Origin of the sequence: Nonomuraea sp. NPDC050383, assembly GCF_044459125.1 — a bacterium.
Classification (GTDB): Bacteria; Actinomycetota; Actinomycetes; order Streptosporangiales; family Streptosporangiaceae; genus Nonomuraea.
In genome coordinates, this window is record NZ_JBITIP010000027.1 from 1 (window position 1) to 21,191 (window position 21,191).

The following is a 21,191-nucleotide window of genomic DNA, read 5'->3' on the forward strand; positions in this document are numbered from 1 at the left end:
GCCGTCCCCCGGCGCGCCGCGGCCACACAGCCCTCGCCGGCGCCGGTGGGGGGGGGGGGGGCGGCCGCCTGGGGCGCGGCCCGTCCACGGGCGTGGCCGGCTGGGAGAACAGCCGGCCACGGACGGCAAGGCCACGCCCGGAAAAGGCCACGTCCCGAGAAGGCCACGCCCGGTAAAGGCCACGCCCGGTAAAGGCCACGGACGCGGGCGGCTACGGACGCGGGCGGAGCACGCAGCAGCTTCCGCACGCCTCGGCGTCGGGCAGGGTCACCCACAGGCAGCAGGTCCTGCGGAAGTACGCGTCGCCGGCGGGCTCGACGAGCCCGTCGACCGGCCGCCCGATCGCGCGCAGCAGCGCCATGTAGTCGCCGGGCACCATGAGGGTCAGCGGGTGGGCGAACGCCTCGGCCGTGGAGCCCCACAAGGTGCGCTCGCCCACCTTCGCCATCCCGCTGAGAATCCGCACCAGCGGCGCCTGCGACTCGGCGAGCGCCTCGCGGATCGCCTCCGGCCCGGAGCCGTGGCGCACCCGCGTGGCCCCGATGGTCACCCCGGCCTCGGAGACCTTGAAGTACGTCTCGGCGAGCGGCATGACCGGGATCGGCGCGCCGAGCGCCCAGGCCAGCGCCATCGGCATGGTGTGCCAGTAGCCGTACGTCTTCCAGAACAGCGCCGCGCCGACGTGACGGGGGGCGCTCCAGCGGGCGGCGGTCTGCTCCACGAGCTCGTCCAGCAGCGTGTACGGCGGGCGGAGCAGCTCGGCGACGGGCGTCCACGTCTCGTCGGGCGTGACGAGGAGGCCCGGCGGGACGCCGATCACCCCGCCCCGCTCAGCCGCGACGCGCTCCAGCACCTCGGTGACATCGCGTACCTCGGTCGCCACCACGCCGCCGCACCCCCGCCTCGATAGGTAAGCCTTACCTAAGGTATCAGCAGTCTCCACTCCAAGGTCAACCGCGCCGACCGAGGTGACAACGTTGTCCACACTGCCGGCATGGGACATGATCCAGGCGTGAGACCGACGATGAAGGACGTGGCCTCGGCCGCCGGCGTGGCGCTCAAGACCGTGTCCCGGGTGGTGAACGGCGAGCCCGGCGTCCACCCCGGCACGGCCGAGCGGGTGCGCGAGGCCATCGACCGCCTCGGTTACAGCCGCAACGAGAGCGCCCGCGTGCTCCGGAGGGGTCACACCTCCACCGTCGGCCTGGTCATCGAGGACCTCGGGGACCCCTTCTACGCGGCGCTCGGCCGGGCCGTCGAGGACGTCGTCATCGGACAGGGCTGCCTGCTGCTGAGCGCGTCGTCGAGCGAGGACCCGGAGCGGGAGCGGGAGCTGGTGCGCACGTTCTGCGCGCGCCGGGTCGACGGTCTCATCGTGGTGCCGGCCGGGCACGACCACTCCTACCTCCGGCAGGAGCTGGAGGCGGGCACGCCGGCGGTGTTCGCGGACCGGCCGCCGGGGCCGGGGATCGACGTGGACACCGTCCTGTGCGACAACGCGGGCGGCGCGGCTCTGGCGACCCGGCACCTGCTCGCGCACGGGCACCGCAGGATCGCCTTCCTCGGCGACCACCCGTCCATCTTCACGGCCGCGCGGCGGCTGCACGGCTACCGCTCCGCGCTGGGCCACCTGTACGACGAGCGGCTGGTGTCCATGCGGACGCCCTCGCCGGACGGCGTGCGGGCCGACCTCGACCGCATGCTGGCCCTGGACCGGCCGCCCACGGCGCTGTTCACGGGCAACGGAAGGCTCACGGTGACGGCGCTGCGCGCACTGGCGGGCCGGACGACAGGGGGCCGGACGACAGCGGGTGGAACGACAGCGGGTGGAACGACAGCGGGTGGAATGACAAGGGGTGGAACGGCGACAGGGCGGCCGATCGCGATGGCCGGGTTCGACGACTTCGAGCTGGCCGACCTGCTGACGCCCGGCGTGACCGTGGTGGCCCAGGACCCGGCGGGGATGGGCCGGATCGCCGCCGAGCTGCTGTTCCGCCGCCTGTCGGGCGACGGCGACCTGCCGCGGCACGTCACCCTCCCGGTGCGCCTCATCCCTCGCGGCTCGGGTGAGCTGCCCCCGTGACCTCCCGTACAGGACCGCCTCCGGCCGCGGGCCGCAGCACGCGGGCGAGGGCCAGCGCCGCCACGACACCGGTCGCGCCCGCCGCGGCGATCGCCACCCCGGGCCCGGCCGCCTCGCCGAGCACCCCCACCAGCGCCGCGCCGGCCGCCTGACCGGTCATCAGCCCCGCCGACAGCAGCCCGAACGCCTGCCCCCGCGCCTCCTCCGGAACGGCCTCCAGGAACCTGCGCTGCAACCCGAGCTGGTACGCCAGCCCCGACGTGGCCACCGCCGCCAGCACCGACGCCCATCCCATCTCCGGGCCGGCCAGGAACCCCAGCCACGGCAGCCCGAGCAGCACGGCGAGCGGCAGCGACAGCCGCTCCCTGAGGCCGGGCGCCGCGAACCGGCCGACCGCGAACTCCCCGGCCGCCATGCCCACGGCCGCGGCCGCCAGCACCGTCCCGGCCCGCCCCTGCCCGCCGAGGTACGGCACGACCATCGCCTCGGCCCCGGCCAGGCACGCGGGCGGCAGCCAGCTCGCCAGCAGCAGCCCCCGCACCCGCCGGTCCCGCAGCAGCAGCCCGTTCACCCGCAGCGTCACCCGCACCGCACCACCCGGGGCCCCCTGACCGGGCCCGCCGGCGGGCCCACCCCCGGCACCGTCCCCGGCCCGATCCGCGGACGCCGCGTCCCCGGCCTGATCCGCGGACGCCGCGCCCCCGGCGGGGGCGGCGGACGCCGCGTCCCTGGCGGGGGCGGCGGACGCCGCGTCCCTGGCGGGGGCGGCGGACGCCGCGTCCCTGGCGGGGGCGGCGGACGCCGCGTTCCTGGCGGGCCGGCGCGGCAGCCCCACCCACAGCACCGCCGCGCCCATCGCCGCCAGGGCCGCCGTGACCCCGAGCGCGCCGCCCGGGCCCGCCGCCGCGAGGAACGCCCCGCCCAGCGCGAGCCCCGCGATCTGCGCCCCCGCCGACGTCACTCCCATGAGGGAACGGGCCAGCACGAACCCGTCCCCCGGCAGCACCTCAGGCAGCATCGCGCTGCGCGCCGCGCCGAACACCGGCGAGAACAGTCCCGTCACCAGCACCAGCGCCAGCATCGCCCACACCGGCAGACCCCCGTAGGCGAGCGCCAGGCAGACCGCCACCCTGACCAGCTCCCCGGTCACCATGAGCGGCCGGGCGGGCAGCCGGTCGGCCAGTGACAGCAGGAAGATCCCGCCGAGGATGTACGGCAGCCACCCGGCCATGTACGCGGCGGCCGACAGCCCCGGCGACCCCGTCCGCGCGTACACCAGCACCGACAGCGCCAGCATCTTGACCGAGTCGCCCGCGATCATCAGCGCGAAGCTGCCGAACAGCACCCGGAACTCCCGGACCGCGAAGACCTCGCCGAACGTCGCCCCGCGTTCGCCCACACCGCGTTCGCTCACACCGCACTCCCTCACTCACCGCGTCCTCACTCACCGCGTCGGCCCCCATGGCCGAATCCCGATGCTCGCGGGCGCCCCCGGCGCAGGCGAACCTTTCGGATATAACCGAAAGATGTTCACGATCGAGGTCACCCCGCAGGACGTGGCCGCCAGCCGGTTCGCCATCTCGCCGCTGATCGAGACCATGCACGCCCAGTGGGTCCTGGCCGGACGGGTCGAGGCGGGTCCGCACCGGCGCTGGGCCGAGCGGTGGCGCGGGCCGTACCTGGAGCTCGAACGCGCCCTCCCCGCGCTGCGCGCCACGGCCGCGATCACCGGCAACCGGGGCGACAACGTGGACTTCGTCGCCCCGCCACCCGCCGGGATGGGCGTGCCGTTCGAGATGGAGCTCGCGGCGATGCGCGCCACCCCGGTCGCGCAGGCGCACGCGGAGATCACCGCGGTGCTGGCCGGCCGGCCGGCGGTGCCCGCGTGGGTGAGGGAGCTGCTGCTCGGGCCGGACGTGGTGGGAGTGCTGGCGGACGCGTTCGAGGTGCTCTGGCGGGAGGTCGTCTCGCCGTCCTGGCCGCGCTTCCACGCGACGCTGGAGCGGGACGTGATCCAGCGGGCCGGGCGGCTGGCCACGTACGGCTGGGCCGCGGCGCTCGGCGACCTCAGCTCGCAGGTGCGCTGGCGCGACGGCCGCATCGAGATCCGGATGGGCCGCGCCGCCAAGCACCACCGGCTGGGCGGGCGCGGGCTGCTGTTCCTGCCGTCGGTGTTCACGGGCAACGTCGGCGCGTACCTGGAGGAGGCGTGGCCGTACGCGCTGATCTACCCGGCACGGGGGGTGGCGGTGGAGCGGCCGGAGGCGGACGCGGGCCTGGCGGCGCTCGTCGGCCGCACCCGCGCCCGCATCCTGGCCGAGCTGGCCGTGCCTGCCACGACCACGCACCTCGCGGCCCTGCTCGGGCAGAGTCTCGGCACCACGGGCGGGCATCTCGCCGCGCTGCGCGGCACGGGGCTCGTGGCCGGCACCCGCTCCGGCCGTTCCGTCCTCTACGCGCGCACGCCGCTCGGGGACGCGCTGGTCGCCGGGGCTCTTCCCTGAGGCCCGTCACGTCCCGGCCGCGGGCTCGCTAGCCTTTGCTCGGGGGGCACAGAGGTATAGTCGGTGCGCATCCGTTCTGCACACGTGTTCACGCACCTGATCCGGCAGTTGAACTCGCACCCAGGGAGACCGCGCGCATGAATGCCGCCGACGTCGCACCGGAGGCCCAGACCCGGTTCCCTCAGGAGCTGATGTACGCGGCCGCCTCCCAGTACTACCTGGAGGACGCGACACAGGCCGACATCGCCAAGCGGCTGGGCGTGAGCAGGGCGACCGTGAGCCGCCTGCTGACCGAGGCGCGGCGCCACGGCATCGTCGAGATCCGGGTCCACCGCCCCGCGACCCTGGAGGAGGGCCCGCTCGCCGCCGAGGTGGCCGAGGCCCTGCGGCTCCAGCGCGTCTACCTGGTGCCCAAGGTCAGCGGTCCGGCGCTCGGCCCGTGGCTGGCCCCCGGCCTGGCCAGGGCTCTGACGGGCGTCGGGCTGAGATCGGGTGACACGGTGCTCGTCTCCTCCGGCAGCACGGTGTACGAGTGCGCGCGCGAGAGCCTGGGCCACTTCCCCGGCGTGACGATCGCGCCGGCCGTGGGCGGCCAGGAGGACCCGCAGCCCTGGTTCCAGACCAACGAGACCACCCGCCTGCTCGCCGAGCGGGTCGGCGGCGTGCCCAGCTACCTCTACGCGCCCGCCCTGCCGGGGCCGGAGCTGTTCTCCTCCCTCCAGCACGAGCCGTCGGTGCGCCGCGTCATGGACCTGTGGGCGCACGCCAAGTGCGCGATCGTCGGCGTGGGCTCGCCCCCGCTGATGCGGCAGGTCACGCCCGCCTTCGTGCCCCGCTACGCCGACAGCCTGCGCCACGCCGTGGGTGACGTCTGCTCGCGCTTCTACGACCGCGACGGCGAGCCGGTGAGCTACCCCGGCAGCGAGCGGCTGGTCGCCACCGGCCTGGAGGAGCTGCGCCGCATCCCGTTCTCGATCGCGGTGGCGGCCGGCCCGGAGAAGGTCGTGTCCATCGTCGCCGGCGCCAGGGGCGGCTACTTCAACCAGCTCGTCACCGACGCCCTCACGGCCGAGAGCCTGCTCGCCGCCACCCGCTGAGCCGGCCCCCCGGGCCGGAGCCTCCGGCCCGCGCTCCCGGGCCGGGATCCCCTGCTGTCACGGCGCATCCGCTCCGCCGCGCCCGTCCCCGCTCCGCCCTTCTCCCGGCTTCGTCATGCCTTCCCGCGGCTCACTCCAGGTGAACCGCAGGTCAAACGCATGGAAATACCGTGAACACTTTTGCTGGACAAATATTCCGCGGGCGCGCTAGCGTGAAACGCACCACAGCACGGTGCCGTTTGTGCGGTCCGTGCGTGGCCGGGATCCCGACCCCGACCGGCTCCGCGAGGACCTAGCAAGTAGTGAGGAAGCGACCCGTGAACAGAGCCAAGATCCGGACCTCCGCGTTCGCCGCGGCGGCAGTCGTCGCCGCCGTCTCCCTGACCGCCTGTGGCTCCGGCTCCAGCGGCGGGGGCGGCAGCACCGCCTCCAGCGGCGGCGGCGTGGAGAACGCCAAGGTGGCCTTCCTCATGCCGGACCTGGCCTCCACCCGGTACGAGCTGGCCGACAAGCCGCTGTTCGAGGCCAAGATGAAGCAGCTCTGCCCGAGCTGCACGGTCATCTACCAGAACGCCGACTCCGACGCCGCCAAGCAGCAGCAGCAGGCCAACTCCGCGCTCGCGCAGGGCGTCAAGGCCATCGTGATCGACCCCGTCGACTCCGCCGCGGCGGCCACGATCGTCAAGTCCGCGCAGGCCCAGCAGGTGCCGGTCATCGCCTACGACCGGCCGATCCCGGCCACGCCCGCCGACTACTACGTCTCGTTCGACAACGAGAAGATCGGCGCCATGATCGCCCAGTCGCTGGTCGACCACCTCAAGTCGCAGAACGCGCAGGGCGGGCTCCTCCAGGTCAACGGCTCCCCCACGGACGCCGCGGCCGGCCTGATCAAGAAGGGCATCCACAGCGCCGTCGATCCCAGCGGCTTCAAGCTGCTGGCCGAGTACGACACCCCCGACTGGCAGCCGGAGAAGGCGCAGACGTGGGTCAGCGGCCAGATCACCCGCTTCAACGACCAGATCGTGGGCGTGGTGGCCGCCAACGACGGCACCGGCGGCGGCGCGATCGCCGCGTTCAAGGCCGCGGGCGTGAAGGTGCCGCCGGTCACGGGCAACGACGCCGAGGTGGCCGCCGCCCAGCGGATCATCGCGGGCGACCAGTTCAACACCATCTCGAAGCCCATCAAGATCGTGGCCGAGGCGGCGGCGAACGTCGCCTACCAGTTCATGAAGGGCGAGAAGCCGGCCGGCAAGACCACCCTCTACAACACCCCCTCGGAGCTGTTCGTCCCCACGGTCGTCACCAGGGAGAACATCAACGAGGTGCTGTTCCAGAGCGGGATCATGAAGGCGGCGGACGCCTGCACGGGCGCGTACGCCAAGGGCTGCGCCGAGCTCGGGATCAAGTAGCCCTTGATCAGGCAGCTCGGCATCAAGTAGACCGACAGGAGATTCCTTGTCCTCCATCCGGCAGAAAGACGGCGAGCAGGCGGACGCCCCGCGCGCCGAGAGCGTCCTGTCACTGCGCGGGATCAGCAAGACCTTCGGCGCCGTCGCCGCGCTGACGGACGTCGAGCTGGACGTGGCCGCCGGTCAGGTCGTGGCCGTCGTAGGCGACAACGGCGCCGGCAAGTCCACCCTGGTCAAGATCCTGTCAGGGGTGCACCCCGCGGACTCGGGCACGATCACGTTCGCGTCGCGTGAGGTGCACATCCCGACGCCGGCGGCGGCGCACAAGCTGGGCATCGCCACCGTCTTCCAGGACCTCGCCCTGTGCGAGAACCTCAACGTGATCCAGAACCTCTTCCTCGGCCAGGAGATGCGTCCCCTCCGGCTCAACGACGTGGCGATGGAGACCCGCTCGTGGGAGCTGCTGCGGCAGCTCTCCGCGAAGATCCCCAGCGTTCGGGTGCCGGTGGCGTCGCTGTCCGGCGGCCAGCGGCAGACGGTCGCGATCGCCAGGTCACTGCTCGGCGACCCGAAGGTCATCATCCTCGACGAGCCGACGGCGGCGCTGGGCGTCGCCCAGACGGCCGAGGTGCTCAACCTCGTCGAGCGGCTCCGTGAGAACGGCCTCGGCGTCATCATGATCAGCCACAACATGGCCGATGTGAAGGCCGTGGCCGACACCGTGGCCGTGCTCCGGCTCGGCCGCAACAACGGTGTCTTCGACGTGGCCGACGTCTCCACCGAGGACATCATCGCCGCCATCACCGGCGCCACCGACAACGTGGTGACGCAGCGGCAGGCGCGCAGCAAGGAAGGGCTCTCGTCGTGAACAGCATGGTCACCACCGATCGACAGGACGAGCGGCTGCAGAGCCGCACCGGGCTGCGCGGCGCGATCACCGACGTGGTGGAGCGCGCCCGGGGCGGCGACCTGGGCGTGATCCCCGTCGTGGTCGGCCTCGTCGTGATCTGGACGGTGCTCCAGATCCTCAACCCGGTCTTCCTGTCCAGCGCCAACCTGGTGAACCTCACGCTGGAGTCGGCCGCGGTCGGCGTCATCGCGCTCGGCATCGTCTGCGTGCTGCTCGTCGGGGAGATCGACCTGTCGGTCGGCTCGGTCAGCGGCCTGTCCGCCGCGGTGCTCGCGGTCCTGTTCGTCGGGCAGGGGCTCCCGGTGTGGCTGGCGATCGCCGCCTCCGTGATCATGGGCGCGGTGATCGGCTGGGTGTACGCCCAGCTGTTCAACCGGTTCGGGGTGCCGAGCTTCGTCATCACGCTGGCCGGCCTGCTCGCCTTCCTCGGGCTCCAGCTCTACGTGCTGGGCACCAGGGGCTCGATCAACCTGCCGTTCGACTCGGGCCTGGTGGGCTTCGCCCAGCTCGACTTCGTGCCCGCGTGGCTGTCGTACACGTTCGCGGTGCTCGCGGCGGCCGGGCTGTTCGCCACCGGCTACCTGCACGCCCGCGAGCGTCACCGGGCGGGGCTGTCGGCCAAGAGCGTGCCGATGCTGGCCGCGCGGAGCGTGGCGCTGCTCGTCGTGCTGCTGTTCGTGGTCTGGTACCTCGGCCAGACGCGCGGCGTGGGCTGGATGTTCGTGTTCTTCGTCGCGCTCGTCCTGATCATGCACTACATGCTGTCGCGGACGAAGTGGGGCCGGTCGGTCTACGCCGTCGGCGGCAACGTGGAGGCGGCCCGGCGGGCCGGCATCAACGTCAGGGCCGTCTACACCTCGGTGTTCGTGCTCTGCTCGTCCCTGGCCGCCGTGGGCGGCATCCTGGCCGCCGCCCGGCTGGCCGCGGCCAACCAGAGCAGCGGCGCGGGCGACGTCAACCTGAACGCCATCGCGGCGGCGGTCATCGGCGGGACGAGCCTGTTCGGCGGGCGCGGCACCGCGTTCGGCGCGCTGCTCGGCATCATCGTCATCCAGTCCATCTCCTCCGGCCTGACGCTGCTCAACCTCGACTCCTCCATCCGCTTCGTCGTGACGGGCGTCGTGCTGCTGCTGGCCGTGGTCGTGGACTCGGTGGCGCGCAAGTCCCGCACCTCTCACGGAAGGGCCTGATGGCGGCCATCTGCGTCGACGCCGGCACCACGGTGATCAAGGCGGTCGGCTACGACGAGGAGGGCGCCGAGGTCGCGGTCGCCCGCCGGGAGACCCGCGTGTCCCGGCCTCTGCCCGGCCACACCGAGCAGGACATGGACGACGTCTGGGACGCCGTCGCGCACACCGTGCGCGAGGTGGCGGCCCGGATGGACGGGCCGGTCGACTTCGTCGCCCTCACCGCGCAGGGCGACGGGGCCTGGCTCGTGGGCCCCGACGGCCGCCCGACCGGCCCGGCGGTCCTGTGGAACGACGCCCGCGCCGCCGCCGTGGTGGAGCGCTGGGCCCACTCCGGGCTGTCCGAGCGGGCCTTCCGGATCAACGGCTCGTCGGCCGCCTCCGGGCTGCCGCACGCCATCCTCACCTGGCTGCGCGAGCACGACCCCGACCGGCTCGACCGCTCGGCCGCGCTCCTGACGTGCGGCGGGTGGATCTTCTCCCGGATGACCGGGGAGATCGCGGCCGACGAGTCGGACGCCTCGGCCCCGTTCATGGACCTGCGGACCCGCGCCTACTCCACCGAGCTGCTGGGGCTGTTCGGCCTGGAGTGGGCGGCGCGGCTGCTGCCGGAGGTGCGCGACGACGAGCACCGGGTGGCCGGGCTGACCGCCGAGGCGGCCGGGTCGCTGGGGCTGCCGGCCGGGACACCCGTCGTGATGGCCCCCTACGACATCGTCTCCACCGCGATCGGCGCGGGGGCCGTGCGCGCCGGCCAGGCGTGCAGCATCCTCGGCACCACGCTGTGCACCGAGACGGTCGTGGCCGAGCCCGAGCTGGACGGACCGCCCGTGGGCATCACCATCGCCGTTCCCGGCGGCTACCTGCGGGCCTTCCCCACCTTCGCCGGAGTCGAGGTGCTGCACTGGGTGTGCCGCATGCTCGGGCTCCCGGGCCCGGCCGAGCTGGGCGAGCTGGCCGCCGGCGCGCCGCCCGGCGCCGCCGGGCTGGCGTTCCAGCCGTACTTCTCGCCGGCGGGCGAACGGGCGCCGTTCTCCGACCCGCTGGCCCGCGGCGCCTTCCTGGGCATGTCGTTCGAGCACGGCCGCGAGCACGTCGCGCGGGCCGTGCTGGAGGGACTGACCCTCGTCGTCCAGGACTGCCTGGCCGCCACCGGGGCCCCGGCCCGCGAGCTGCGGGTGTGCGGCGGCGGCTCCGCCAGCGACCTGTGGGTCCGGATGATCGCCGACGTCAGCGGCGTGCCCGTGCTCCGCTCGGGCGACGCGGAGGTCGGCGCCCGGGGCGCCTACCTCGTCGGGCTGGCCGCCACCGGCGCCGCCTCCGGGATCGCGGCCGCCGCCGACCGGCACGTACGGCTGCGCGACGCCGTACGGCCCGAGCCCGGCGCGTACCGGACCGCGTACAAGGACTTCCTCGCGCTGCGGGAGACCACCGCCGGGTCGTGGCCGCTGCTGGCCGAGATGCGCACCCGCACGGGGAGCCGGTCGTGACGGGGAGCCTGGCGATGACGGGGAGTTCGACATGAGCGTGTGGATCGGCATCGACCTCGGCACGCAGAGCGTGCGGGCGATGGCCGTCGCCGCCGACGGACGGGTGCTGGGCGCGGCCGGCAGGCCGCTGACCAGCCACCGCGACGGCCCCCGGCACGAGCAGGACCCCGAGCAGTGGTGGCGGGAGCTGGCCGCGGCCACCCGCGAGGCGCTGCGGGACGTCCCGCCGGAGCGGGTCAGGGGCGTGGCCGTGGACGCCACCTCCGGCACGATCCTGCTCGCCGACCGGGACGGCCGCCCGCTGACGCCCGGCCTCATGTACGACGACCGGCGCGCCGCCGACGAGGTGGAGCGGGTCAACGCGGTGGGCGCGCACGTGTGGGAGAAGCTCGGCTACCGGCGCATGCAGGCCAACTGGGCGCTGCCCAAGCTGCTGTGGCTGCTCCGCGACGCCCCGGAGGGCGCCAGGCTGGCCCACCAGAACGACTTCGTCAACCGCCGCCTGGCCGGCCGGGAGGTGGCCACCGACCTGAGCAACGCGCTCAAGACCGGCGTGGACCTCATCGAGGAGCGCTGGCCGCACGACGTGCTGGACGCGCTGGGCGTGCCCGCCGCGATGCTGCCCGGCGTCGTACGGCCGGGCGGGGTGATCGGCGAGGTGTGCGCCGAGGCGGCGGAGGCCACCGGCATTCCGGAGGGGACCCCCATCGTCGCCGGCACCACCGACGGGTGCGCGGCCCAGCTCGGCGCGGGCGCCCTGCGGCCGGGAAGCTGGAACTCCGTCATGGGCACCACGCTCGTCCTCAAGGGCGTCACCCCCGAGCTGGTCCACGACCCGCTCGGCGTCGTCTACTCCCACCGCGCGCCCGACGGCTCCTGGCTGCCCGGCGGCGCCTCCAGCACCGGCGCCGGGGTGCTGGCGCGCGACCTGCCGGGACGCGACCTCGACGCGCTCGGCGAGGAGGCCGCCCGCCGCTTCGGCCCCGGCGGCAGGAAGCCGGCGGCGACCACGTACCCGCTGGTGTCGCGCGGCGAGCGGTTCCCGTTCGCCGCGCCGGAGGCGGAGGGTTTCACGCTCGGCGAGGTGAGCGACGACGTGGACCGCTACGCGGCGATCCTGCGCGGCGCCGCCTACGTCGAGCGGCTCTGCTTCGACTACCTCGACCTGCTCGGCGCCCCCGTGGACGGCGAGATCATCCTGACCGGCGGCGCCACGCGGAGCGCCTACTGGAACCGGCTGCGCGCGAGCGTCCTCGGCCGCCCGGTGACGCTGCGGGAGAACGCCGAGCCCGCGCTCGGCATGGCCGCCCTGGCAGCCGGCCCCGGCGCGACCGACGGGATGGTCCGCACCCGCGAGATCGTCCACCCCGACGGCGCCGACCTGAGCGAGCACTACCTGCGCTTCGTCGAGGAGCTGGAGACCCGCGGCTGGCTGCCCGCCACGGCCGCCGCCCACGCCCGTGAGAGGACCACACCTTGACCCGTCTAGTTCTGGTGCGCCACGGCGAGACCGTCTGGCACGCGGAGAACCGTTACGCCGGGCTCAGCGACGTCGCGCTGACCCCGCTCGGCCACGAGCAGGCCGGCCGGCTGGCCGGCTGGGCCGCCACCGCGGGGCTCACCGGCGTCTGGGCGTCGCCGCTCAGCCGGGCCTCGATCACCGCCGCGCCCAGCGCGGAGGCCGCCGGCGTCGAGCTGCGCGTGGACGACCGGCTGCGCGAGATCGACTTCGGCAAGGGCGACGGCCTGACCTCGGCCGAGATGCACGAGCGCTTCCCCGAGGAGCGTGCCGCGTTCGAGGCCGACCCCGCCGCCCATCCGCTGCCGGGCGGCGAGGACCCGCACGCCGTGGCGGACCGCTTCGTGGCCGCGCTGGACGACGTCCGCGCCGCCCAGCCGGACGGCCGGGTGCTGGTGGTGGCCCATACGACCGCCATCAGGCTCGCCCTGTGCCGGCTCATCGGGGTGCCGCTCGGCTCCTACCGCCGGCTGTTCCCGCGCCTGGACAACTGCGCCGTCACGGAGCTGCGCCTCCGGGACGGGCAGGTCGCCATGCTGCAGTTCAACTCCCCGATTGGAGCCGACCGTTGACCATCCGAGTCCTCGCCGCAGGCGACCACTTCGTCCAGAACCGCCTGCTCATCGACGCGCTCAAGCGCGAGGTGCCCGGCGACCTGGACATCAGTGAGCTCACGCTGCCGTGGCCGGTCGTGCCGTTCGGTCCCGTGGGCGAGGTGAACGAGGCGTCCGACGTGGAGGACGAGCTGATCGAGGCGCTGCGGGGCGTGGAGGTGTGCGTCACGCAGATGGCGCCGCTGACCCGGCGCGTCCTCGACGCCAGCCCCGGGCTGCGGCTGTTCTGCGTCAGCCGGGGCGGCCCCGTGAACGCCAACCTGGAGGCCGCCACCGAGGCCGGCGTCGCGGTCACGTTCGCGCCCGGCCGCAACGCCGTCGCCACCGCCGAGCACACGCTGGCCATGCTCCTCGCCGCCACCCGCCGCATCCCGCAGACGCACGCCGACCTGGCCGGGGGCGTGTGGCGGGGCGACTACTACCGGTACGACAAGGTCGGGCCCGAGCTGGACGGGAGCACGGTCGGGCTGGTCGGCTACGGCGCGATCGGGCGGCGCGTGAGCCGCATGCTGGCGGGGTTCGGCGCCGAGGTGCTGGTCCACGACCCGTACGTGGACGTGCCCGGCAAGGTGGAGCTGGAGGAGCTGCTGTCTCGCTCCCGGTTCGTGTCCCTGCACGCGCGGGCCACGCCGGAGACCACCGGCATGATCGGCGCCGCGCAGATCGCGGCCATGCCGGCCGGGTCGGTGCTGGTCAACTGCGCGCGGGGGGCGCTGCTCGACTACGACGCCCTGTGCGACGCGCTGGACTCCGGCCACCTGTTCGGCGCCGCCATGGACGTCTTCCCGGAGGAGCCGATCCCGGCCGGGTCACGCCTGCTGACCACGCCGAACCTGGTCATGACCCCGCACCTGGCGGGGGCGAGCAAGGAGACGGCGGTCAAGGCGGCCCGCATCGTCGCGGCGGACGTGGCCCGCTACGTGCGCGGCGAGCCGCTGGCCCACTGCGCCAACCCGTCCCTGGCCTCCTCCTGACGGTGACGTGTCCCCGCCGGTCGCGGCGGGGACACGCGTCAGCCCTTCAGCGCCCCGGCCATCAGGCCGCGCATGAAGAAGCGGCCCAGCAGCACGTAGATGAGCATGGTCGGGATGGACGACAGGATGGCCGCCGCCATCTGCTGGCTGTACGGCGTGGCCTGCGCGCCCGCGATGTTGTTCAGCATCACCGTGGCCGGCCAGCTCTGCGGCCCCGTGAGGAACACCGCGAACAGGAAGTCGTTCCACAGCGAGGTGAACTGCCAGATGACCACCACGGCGATGGCCGGGGCGGAGACCGGCAGCACCACCGACCAGTACGTCCGCAGCATCCCCGCGCCGTCCACCCGCGACGCCTCGATCAGCTCGTCGGGGATCGTGACGTAGTAGTTCCGGAAGATCAGCGTGCAGATCGGGATGCCGTAGACCACGTGCGCGAGCACGAGTCCCGGGATGCCGCCGTAGAAGACGCCCTGCAGCCCGGTCAGCTCGTTCAGGCCCACGAGCAGCTGCACCAGCGGGATCATCACACCCTGGTACGGGATGAACATGCCGAACAGGAACAGCGTGAACAGCACGTCCGCGCCCGGGAAGCGCCACTTGGACAGCACGTACCCGTTCATCGACCCGAGGGCGCACGACAGCAGCGACCCGGGGACGGCCAGCAGCACGCTGTTCCACAGGCCCGGCGCCAGCTTCTCCCAGGCGACCCGCCACGCCTCCAGGGTCCACGTGCCGGGCAGGTTCCACGCCTGGCCGGGGTCGGCCTCGGTGAGCGGCTTGAAGCTGGTGACCAGCAGGACGTAGATGGGGATCAGGAACACCACCACGAAGGCGACCAGCACGACCAGCCGCACCCCGGTGAACACCCGCCCGCGCGGGGCGACCGCCGTCATGAGCGCCTCTCCTTGCGCACGGACCAGACCAGGTACGGGATGACGAAGACCGCCACGCTGAGCACGATGTACGAGGCGATGGTGGCGCCCTTGGCCGGGTCGTGGGAGTCGAAGACCGCCACCCACATGAACACCGCCGGCACGTCCGTGATGATCTGCTTGCCCGACACCGCCACGATCAGGTCGAACACCTTCAGCGAGATGTGGCCCAGGATGATCAGCGCCGACAGCGTGACCGGGCGCAGCAGCGGCAGCACCACGTGCCGGTAGACGCCCCACTCGTTGCAGCCGTCCACGCGCGCCGCCTCACGCAGTTCCTCGGGGACGCCCCGGAAGCCCGCCAGGAACAACGCCATGACATATCCCGACATTTGCCAGATTGCCGGGAGGGCCATCGCGGCCATCCCCCAGTCCGGGTCCCGGAACCACTGCCACTGCGGCAACCCGATCGCGTCGAACAGCCGGTTCAGCCCGACCGCCCGCTCCTCCATGCCGGAGTTCATCAGCCACCGCCACACGATGCCGGTGGCGACGAACGAGATGGCCATCGGGAACAGGTAGACGGCCCGGAACGTGCCCTCACCCCGGATCCCCTTCTCCATGAGGAAGGCGAGGAACCAGCCGAGCACCAGCGCGCCCAGCACGAACACGATCGTGAACATGATCGCGTGATTGACCGACAGGTGCCATCTGGGCTGGTCCCAGATGCTGACGAAGTTGTCCAGCCCGACGAACGTCCCCTCGGACACCTCGTCGTGCTTGTCCGTCATGGCCAGCCGGAAGTTCCAGCCCAGCATCCCGTACACGAACACGCCGATCGCCACGATCGACGGCGCGACGAGGAGCAGACCAGGCAGCCAGGTGCGTGCCCGCCTCACGACGACTCCCTCCAGAACCCTCTCCCGCACGGCGCTCTCCCGCACGGCCCTCTCCCGGCGGCACGGCGGGCGCCGTCCGGGCGCCCGCCGTACCCGTGACTCACTGGGCGTTGGCCTTGGCGGCGTCGGCCAGCGCCTTCTGGAGGGCGGCCACGTCCTTGCTGCCGATGAACAGCCCGACCGCCTCGGTGATCGCGGCCAGCCACGGCTGGTTCACGGACACGCCGTGCTGGATGGAGCCGGCGAGCTTGTCGCTCGACCAGTCCTTCAGGGCGTCGGCCAGGTAGTCGGTGTAGAGCGACTGGTCGGCGTCCTTGCGGGCCGGGATGGAGCCCTTCTTCGGGTTGAAGGCGTCCTGGCCCTCCTTGCTGGCCGCGACCTTGAGCCACGCGATGGCCCCGTCACGGTTCTTGGCGCCCTTGGGCAGGGTGAAGCTGTCGGACAGCCACAGGTAGGTGCCCTCGGTGCCGGGCGAGGGGGCCCAGTCGAAGTCCTTCTTCGACGTCTTGCCGAGGCCGCCGTCCGGCGGGTTGTGGAAGTAGCCGTAGGCCCAGTCGCCCATGATGTTGAACGCGGCCTCGCCGTCGGCCACCTGCTTGGCCGCGGGCTGCCAGTCGTCCTGCGGGTCGCCCGCGTACGACAGGATCGTCTTGAACGTCTCCAGGGCCTTGGTGACCTGCGGAGAGCTCCAGTCGGCGCCCGGCTTGAACAGCGCGTTGTAGGCGTCCGTGCCCAGCGAGCCGAGCAGGACGCTCTCCATCAGGTGCGTCACCGTCCACTCGGAGCCGATCGAGAGCGGGATCTTGCCCTTGGCCTTGACCTTCTCCAGGTCGGCGACGAACTCCTCCAGCGTCTTGGGCGCGCCCGCGACTCCTGCCTCCTTCAGCACCGACGGGTTGAACCACAGCACGTTCGAGCGGTGGATGTTCACCGGCACGGAGTAGATCTTGCCCTGGACGCTGATCTGGTCCACGAGCTGCGACGGGAAGACGTCGCGCAGCTTCAGCTCGTCGTAGAGGGAGTTCAGGTCCTCCAGGTCGCCGGCCTTGATGTAGCCCTGCAACTCGGCGCCCGCGTGGCCCTGGAACGTGTCGGGCGGGGTGTCGGCCTGGAGCTTCGACTGGAGCAGCGCCTTGGCCTTGTCACCGGAGCCGCCCGCGACCGCCGCGTCGAAGAACGTGTACGACGGGTTCTTCTGCTCGAAGATCTGCCGCATCGCCTTGAGTCCGTCGGCCTCACCTGGTCCCGTCCACCAGGAGAACACCTCCACCTGTTTCTTGGCGTCGCCACCGCCCGTGGAGGGCTGTGCCGCCTTGTCGCCGCCGCCGCAGGCCGACAGGGTCAGCACGCTCGCCAATGTGATCGCGACGGTGGCCGTCCACCTACGCCGCATCATGCACCGTCCCTTCGAGAAAACCCCCGAGAACGCGTGTTGACGACGTGGTCAGATTGACAACGTTGTCAGTAGGCATCAACCCACTTCGCACTCGTGGCCGTCAAGGCGTGTGCGGTAACAGCTCCGCATACCCACTCGGACCATGAGGAACGTCGCGTAACACCTTCGCAAGATCCCTTTCTTTGCTGTCCCGGACCTCCGCGGAGGGGAGAACGTCGGTGCCGCCGGGCACACTCACCCCATGGCCGACGAGCCCCTCGAACTCGGTGAGATCGCCAACCCCGACTGGTACGCCCACACGGGCACGATGAACGAGGTGAGCTTCCTCGCCGTCGCCCGGCGGTTACCCTCGCTCGTCCGCCAGGCCATGGGCATGGCCTGGCGGGCCAGTCCCCGCGACACGGCGGCGACCGTCGCGCTCCAGCTCCTCGGCGGCGTCTTCACCGCGTTCGGGCTGCTGGCCACGACGGGAGTCCTGACAGCGCTGTTCCAGCAGGGGCCGACACCCGAGCGGGTGCGGGCCGCGCTGCCCAGCCTCGTGCTGGTGGGCGTGGCGGCGGCGCTGCGCACTGCCGTACAGGCCGCAGCGGGCTGGGCGCAGGCGCGCCTGGAGCCGCAGATCTCGCGCCAGAGCGAGGAGCGCCTGTACGGGCTGTCCAGCCGGGTGGAGCTGGTGGCCTACGACGACCCCGAATTCCACGACTCGCTCGATCGGGCCCGCTCGCGCGGCGTCGCCACGGCCGACAACGTGGTGTCCTCGGCCATCGACGTGATGACCGCCGCCGTCGGCATCGTCGCCGTGGCCGGCGTGCTCGGCGTGCTCCACCCGGTGCTCCTGCCGCTGCTGCTGCTCGCCGTGCTGCCCGACGCGTGGGCCGCCGTGCGCAGCGCCCGCATGCGCTACTCGACGATGCACGCCCTCATCCCGGCCCGGCGCCGCAAGTGGATCATCGCCGACCTGCTGGCCGACCGCGACCCGGCCGCCGAGGTCCGCTCGTTCACCATGCGCGGCTTCCTGCTGCGCATGTACGACGCGGTGGCGCGGGCCGAGCAGGAGGTGCTGCTACGGCTGGCCAAGCGGCAGGCCGTGGCCAGGGTCGCCGGCGAGGCGCTGGGCGGGCTCGGCAGCGGCCTGGTCTACGTCGCGCTCGGCGTGCTGCTCGCGGCCGGCGCCATCCCGCTGGCCGTCGCCGGCACGGCCGTGCTGGCGATCCGATCCGGCCAGAGCGCGCTGGCCCAGCTCATGCACTCGACCAACGGGCTGTACGAGGAGGGGCTGTACTTCACGGACTTCCTGGAGTTCTGCGCCGACGCCGAGCGCCGCCTCACCGGGCCGCGCCCGGCCGCGCCGCCGGAGCGCTTCCAGCGGATCGGCGCGCAGGACATCACGTTCACCTACCCCGGCGCCGACGCGCCCGCGCTGCGCGGGGTGTCCGTGGAGGTCAAGCGGGGCGAGGTCATCGCGTTCGTCGGCGAGAACGGCTCCGGCAAGACGACCCTGGTCAAGATCCTGTCCGGTCTGTACGAACCCGATCGCGGCGCCGTCACCTGGGACGACGTCGACTTACGCGACGTCGACCCGCGCGCGGTCAGGGAGCGTGTCGCCGTCATCGCCCAGGACCACGCCCGCTGGCCGCTCACGGCCCGTTACAACATCACCATGGGCACCGAGCGGGGCGAGCCCGAGCTGCACGCCGCCGCGGCGGTCGCGGGGGCCGCCGAGGTGATCGACGAGTTGCCCCACGGCTACCGCACCCTGCTCGACCGGCGCTTCAAGGACGGCCACGAGCTGTCGGGCGGCCAGTGGCAGCGCATCGCCGTGGCCCGGGGCTTCCACCGCGACGCCGAGCTGCTGATCTGCGACGAGCCCACGGCCGCCCTCGACGCGCGGGCCGAGCACGCCCTCTTCGAGCGCATCCGCGACCACTCCGAGGGGCGCACGGTCCTGCTCATCACGCACCGCCTGGCCTCGGTCCGCTACGCCGACCGTATCTACGTCCTCGACCACGGCGAAGTCGTCGAGCAGGGCGACCACGCCGCCCTGCTCGCCCTGTCCGGCCTGTACGCCGACCTCTACACGCTGCAGGCCGCGGCCTACCGCTGAATCACCATCTTTTACGGCACAGCCGGCCTGACCCGCACGCGCCGACGTCACTGTCCGACTGTCATGGCCGGTCGTGAGGGCTCACGGGTGCGCGCCGTTACGACGCGTCCTCTTGACCGGGGCCGGGGCACCGCGACCCCAACGACCCGCACGCGCCGACGTCACTGTCCCCCCGTCATGGCCGGTCGTGAGGGCTCACGGGGTGCGCGCCGTTACGACGCGTCCTCTTGACCGGGGCCGTGGGCTACCGACCCCCACGACCCTCGCGGCTACGACAGAGCCGCCTTCAGGATCGTGCGGGCCAAGGGCGCGGCCGCCGAGGGGCTGGCGTCCTCCAGGACGACCCCTACCGCGACCTGGGGCGCGTCCGCCGGGGCGAAGGCCGTGCAGGCCGATGGGCCGGGGCCCGTGGTCGTCTTGGCGGCCACCTCCACCCCCGGCAGCGCCACCCCCGCCGCCGGCCCGCCCGGGACCGTTGTGGTGGTCATCATGGCCGCGAGCTGCCCCGCCGGCAGCGACGGCATGACCGTCCGGTACGGCGCCGGCTCGGCCCGGTCCGTGACCGAGCCGTCCGGCAGCCGTACCTCCTCCACCAGGTAGGGCCGCATCAGCAGCCCCCCGTTGGCCACCGCGGCCGACAGCATGGCCAGCATGAGCGGCGTGGCCCGGACCTCGTCGCGGCCGATCGCCGACAGGGCCGCGCGCGACTGGTCGAGGTCGCCCGGGTACGTGCCGGTCCTGGCGGGGAGCGGGACGGAGAGGTCGTCGGCGTTGAAGCCGAACGCCTCCGCCTGGTCGCGCAGCAGGTCCGGGCCGAGCTGGAGCCCGAGGTTGGCGAGGGCGGTGTCGCAGGAGAGCTGGAAGGCGTACGCCAGGGAGGGCCGCCCGTCGCCGCACGGCCGGCCGGCCGAGGCGGTCAGGTAGGCGGGCGGGCCGGGCAGCGCCAGCCGGGCCGGTGCGCCGACCCGCGAGATGACCGTGTACTCCCCCGAGTCGAGGGCGGCCGCCGTGGTGACCAGCTCGAAGACGGACCCCGGCGGGTACGCCCGGTCGAGGGCCCGGTTCAGCAGCGGCCGGCGCGGGTCGGCGCGCAGCCGCCGGTCGGCGGCGGCCGTGGCCCGCGGGTCACCGGGGATGTAGACGCCGGGGTCGTACGACGGGTAGCTGGCCAGCGCGAGGACCGCGCCGGTCTCCGGGTCGAGCGCGACCGCGGCGCCGGGCCGCCCGCTGGCCTTCAACGCCTCGTACGCGGCCCGCTGCACCCGCCCCCTGATCGTCAGCCGGACGTCGGCGCCGCCGTAGGCGCGGTCCTCGACCAGCGTCCGCACGCGCACCTTCGGGTCGCTGCCCGACAGCACCGCGTCGCTGGCCCCCTCCACGCCGGTGGCCCGCTGGAGCGAGGCGTAGCCGGTGACGTGCGCGTACATCTCGCCGTGGTCGTAGACCCGCAGATGATCGTACGGCCCGCCGTCCGCGCGGCGGCTGGTGGCGACGACCGCGCCCTCGTGGGTGAGGATGTCGCCGCGCGGATGGCCGAACCTGGCGAGCAGCGCCCACTCGTTGCGCGGGTCGGCCTCCAGGTCGTACCGGCCGAGCGCCTGGAGGAGCGTGAGGTGGGCCAGCAGCACGAACAGCATCGCGGCGCAGGCCAGGCTGACGCGGCGCAGCGGGATGTCGATGCGTCGCGCCCTGGACCCGGCCATGGCTCCTGGTCTAGCAACCGCGGACCCAAGACGGGGCTAGAGGACGCTGCGGTAGTAGGAAATCTTGTGGTGGATGTAGCTCTGGCGCTCGGTGAGGTTGGCGATCTGCCCCTGGACGCGGCGGTCGTGCTCCTCCAGCAGCCTGATGCGGTCGGGGATCGTGTGCTGACCGGCCCGCACCAGCTCGGCGAAGCGCAGCATCTCGGCGATCGGCATGCCCGTGTCGCGCAGGCAGCGGATCATGCCGAGCCAGCTCAGGTCCTCCTCGCTGAAGCGGCGCTGTCCCGCCGCGTTGCGCTCGACGGGCTCCAGCAGGCCGATCTTCTCGTAGTAGCGCAGGGTGTCGAGGGTGAAGCCGGTCTCCTCGACGGCTTCGGCGGGTGTGTAGACGCTCACGCGGTAGAGCATCTCACCTGGAGCCGACTCC

18 protein-coding genes are annotated in these 21,191 nt (G+C 73.1%); 11 read left to right on the forward strand and 7 right to left on the reverse strand.

Going from position 1 to position 21,191, the window contains the following annotated elements:
• Positions 1–211 precede the first annotated feature (211 nt).
• The gene (locus ACIBG4_RS39200) at positions 212–886 is read right to left on the reverse strand and encodes a hypothetical protein (RefSeq protein WP_397207325.1); all 675 of its coding nucleotides are present in this window, start codon (positions 884–886) and stop codon (positions 212–214) included.
• A 126-nt stretch (positions 887–1,012) separates the two neighbouring features.
• Here ACIBG4_RS39200 and ACIBG4_RS39205 point away from each other — a divergent pair, with 126 nt between their 5' ends.
• Entirely contained in the window at positions 1,013–2,083 is a 1,071-nt protein-coding gene (locus ACIBG4_RS39205) for a LacI family DNA-binding transcriptional regulator (RefSeq protein WP_397207327.1), read from the forward strand.
• Here ACIBG4_RS39205 and ACIBG4_RS39210 read toward each other — a convergent pair.
• Positions 2,049–3,497, reverse strand: a complete 1,449-nt coding sequence (locus tag ACIBG4_RS39210; RefSeq protein WP_397207329.1) for an MFS transporter — start codon at positions 3,495–3,497, stop codon at positions 2,049–2,051. The two genes, ACIBG4_RS39205 and ACIBG4_RS39210, sit on opposite strands and share 35 nt — an antisense overlap.
• A gap of 112 nt (positions 3,498–3,609) precedes the next feature.
• Here ACIBG4_RS39210 and ACIBG4_RS39215 point away from each other — a divergent pair, with 112 nt between their 5' ends.
• The 9 genes from ACIBG4_RS39215 to ACIBG4_RS39255 all read left to right on the forward strand — a co-directional run bounded on the left by ACIBG4_RS39215 (position 3,610) and on the right by ACIBG4_RS39255 (position 13,787).
• Positions 3,610–4,587 (forward strand): ArsR family transcriptional regulator, encoded by a 978-nt coding sequence (locus ACIBG4_RS39215; RefSeq protein ID WP_397207331.1) that lies wholly within the window; start codon positions 3,610–3,612, stop codon positions 4,585–4,587.
• Positions 4,588–4,724: 137 nt separating this feature from the next.
• The gene (locus ACIBG4_RS39220) at positions 4,725–5,684 is read left to right on the forward strand and encodes a sugar-binding transcriptional regulator (RefSeq protein ID WP_397207333.1); all 960 of its coding nucleotides are present in this window, start codon (positions 4,725–4,727) and stop codon (positions 5,682–5,684) included.
• Positions 5,685–6,001: 317 nt separating this feature from the next.
• Positions 6,002–7,093, forward strand: coding sequence for a sugar ABC transporter substrate-binding protein (locus ACIBG4_RS39225; RefSeq protein WP_397207335.1), 1,092 nt, complete (start codon positions 6,002–6,004; stop codon positions 7,091–7,093).
• A 46-nt stretch (positions 7,094–7,139) separates the two neighbouring features.
• The gene (locus ACIBG4_RS39230) at positions 7,140–7,961 is read left to right on the forward strand and encodes an ATP-binding cassette domain-containing protein (RefSeq protein WP_397207338.1); all 822 of its coding nucleotides are present in this window, start codon (positions 7,140–7,142) and stop codon (positions 7,959–7,961) included.
• 5 nt (positions 7,962–7,966) lie between these two features.
• Entirely contained in the window at positions 7,967–9,193 is a 1,227-nt protein-coding gene (locus tag ACIBG4_RS39235; protein WP_397207445.1) for a sugar ABC transporter permease, read from the forward strand.
• Positions 9,193–10,680 carry an FGGY family carbohydrate kinase gene (locus tag ACIBG4_RS39240; protein ID WP_397207340.1) on the forward strand — a complete coding sequence of 496 codons (1,488 nt, stop codon included), beginning with the start codon at positions 9,193–9,195 and terminating at the stop codon, positions 10,678–10,680. The genes ACIBG4_RS39235 and ACIBG4_RS39240 overlap by 1 nt, the downstream gene beginning before the upstream one ends.
• A 31-nt stretch (positions 10,681–10,711) precedes the next feature.
• On the forward strand, positions 10,712–12,160 hold the full coding sequence (locus tag ACIBG4_RS39245) for an FGGY-family carbohydrate kinase (RefSeq protein WP_397207342.1): 1,449 nt from the start codon (positions 10,712–10,714) through the stop codon (positions 12,158–12,160).
• Positions 12,157–12,771, forward strand: coding sequence for a histidine phosphatase family protein (locus ACIBG4_RS39250; RefSeq protein WP_310708839.1), 615 nt, complete (start codon positions 12,157–12,159; stop codon positions 12,769–12,771). Before ACIBG4_RS39245 ends, ACIBG4_RS39250 begins: the two co-directional genes overlap by 4 nt.
• Positions 12,768–13,787 (forward strand): 2-hydroxyacid dehydrogenase, encoded by a 1,020-nt coding sequence (locus tag ACIBG4_RS39255; protein WP_355446025.1) that lies wholly within the window; start codon positions 12,768–12,770, stop codon positions 13,785–13,787. The genes ACIBG4_RS39250 and ACIBG4_RS39255 overlap by 4 nt, the downstream gene beginning before the upstream one ends.
• Before the next feature lie 38 nt (positions 13,788–13,825).
• On the opposite strand, the gene ACIBG4_RS39260 is transcribed toward ACIBG4_RS39255, so the two are convergent.
• The 3 genes from ACIBG4_RS39260 to ACIBG4_RS39270 all read right to left on the reverse strand — a co-directional run bounded on the left by ACIBG4_RS39260 (position 13,826) and on the right by ACIBG4_RS39270 (position 16,954).
• Positions 13,826–14,683, reverse strand: coding sequence for a carbohydrate ABC transporter permease (locus ACIBG4_RS39260; RefSeq protein WP_310708837.1), 858 nt, complete (start codon positions 14,681–14,683; stop codon positions 13,826–13,828).
• Positions 14,680–15,561 carry a carbohydrate ABC transporter permease gene (locus ACIBG4_RS39265; RefSeq protein ID WP_397207345.1) on the reverse strand — a complete coding sequence of 294 codons (882 nt, stop codon included), beginning with the start codon at positions 15,559–15,561 and terminating at the stop codon, positions 14,680–14,682. The genes ACIBG4_RS39260 and ACIBG4_RS39265 overlap by 4 nt, the downstream gene beginning before the upstream one ends.
• A 100-nt stretch (positions 15,562–15,661) precedes the next feature.
• The gene (locus ACIBG4_RS39270; RefSeq protein WP_397207447.1) at positions 15,662–16,954 is read right to left on the reverse strand and encodes an ABC transporter substrate-binding protein; all 1,293 of its coding nucleotides are present in this window, start codon (positions 16,952–16,954) and stop codon (positions 15,662–15,664) included.
• Between the two features lie 244 nt (positions 16,955–17,198).
• Between ACIBG4_RS39270 and ACIBG4_RS39275 the strand changes: the two genes are divergently transcribed.
• Complete coding sequence (locus tag ACIBG4_RS39275; RefSeq protein ID WP_397207347.1) at positions 17,199–19,061, forward strand: ABC transporter ATP-binding protein; 1,863 nt, start codon at positions 17,199–17,201, stop codon at positions 19,059–19,061.
• Between the two features lie 269 nt (positions 19,062–19,330).
• Here ACIBG4_RS39275 and ACIBG4_RS39280 read toward each other — a convergent pair whose 3' ends face one another.
• Both ACIBG4_RS39280 and ACIBG4_RS39285 read right to left on the reverse strand, forming a co-directional pair.
• Positions 19,331–20,764, reverse strand: a complete 1,434-nt coding sequence (locus tag ACIBG4_RS39280) for a penicillin-binding transpeptidase domain-containing protein (RefSeq protein ID WP_397207349.1) — start codon at positions 20,762–20,764, stop codon at positions 19,331–19,333.
• A 36-nt stretch (positions 20,765–20,800) separates the two neighbouring features.
• Positions 20,801–21,160 (reverse strand): MerR family transcriptional regulator, encoded by a 360-nt coding sequence (locus ACIBG4_RS39285; protein WP_310708832.1) that lies wholly within the window; start codon positions 21,158–21,160, stop codon positions 20,801–20,803.
• Between the last annotated feature and the right edge of the window lie 31 nt (positions 21,161–21,191).

Bases quoted from the DNA above. Each gene is read 5' to 3' on its own strand.
- ACIBG4_RS39235 (WP_397207445.1), top strand. From the start codon at position 7,967: ATGGTCACCACCGATCGACAGGACGAGCGGCTGCAGAGCCGCACCGGG.
- ACIBG4_RS39240 (WP_397207340.1), top strand. From the start codon at position 9,193: ATGGCGGCCATCTGCGTCGACGCCGGCACCACGGTGATCAAGGCGGTC.
- ACIBG4_RS39275 (WP_397207347.1), top strand. From the start codon at position 17,199: ATGGCCGACGAGCCCCTCGAACTCGGTGAGATCGCCAACCCCGACTGG.
- ACIBG4_RS39245 (WP_397207342.1), top strand. From the start codon at position 10,712: ATGAGCGTGTGGATCGGCATCGACCTCGGCACGCAGAGCGTGCGGGCG.
- ACIBG4_RS39280 (WP_397207349.1), bottom strand. From the start codon at position 20,764: ATGGCCGGGTCCAGGGCGCGACGCATCGACATCCCGCTGCGCCGCGTC.
- ACIBG4_RS39270 (WP_397207447.1), bottom strand. From the start codon at position 16,954: ATGCGGCGTAGGTGGACGGCCACCGTCGCGATCACATTGGCGAGCGTG.
- ACIBG4_RS39215 (WP_397207331.1), top strand. From the start codon at position 3,610: ATGTTCACGATCGAGGTCACCCCGCAGGACGTGGCCGCCAGCCGGTTC.
- ACIBG4_RS39220 (WP_397207333.1), top strand. From the start codon at position 4,725: ATGAATGCCGCCGACGTCGCACCGGAGGCCCAGACCCGGTTCCCTCAG.
- ACIBG4_RS39260 (WP_310708837.1), bottom strand. From the start codon at position 14,683: ATGACGGCGGTCGCCCCGCGCGGGCGGGTGTTCACCGGGGTGCGGCTG.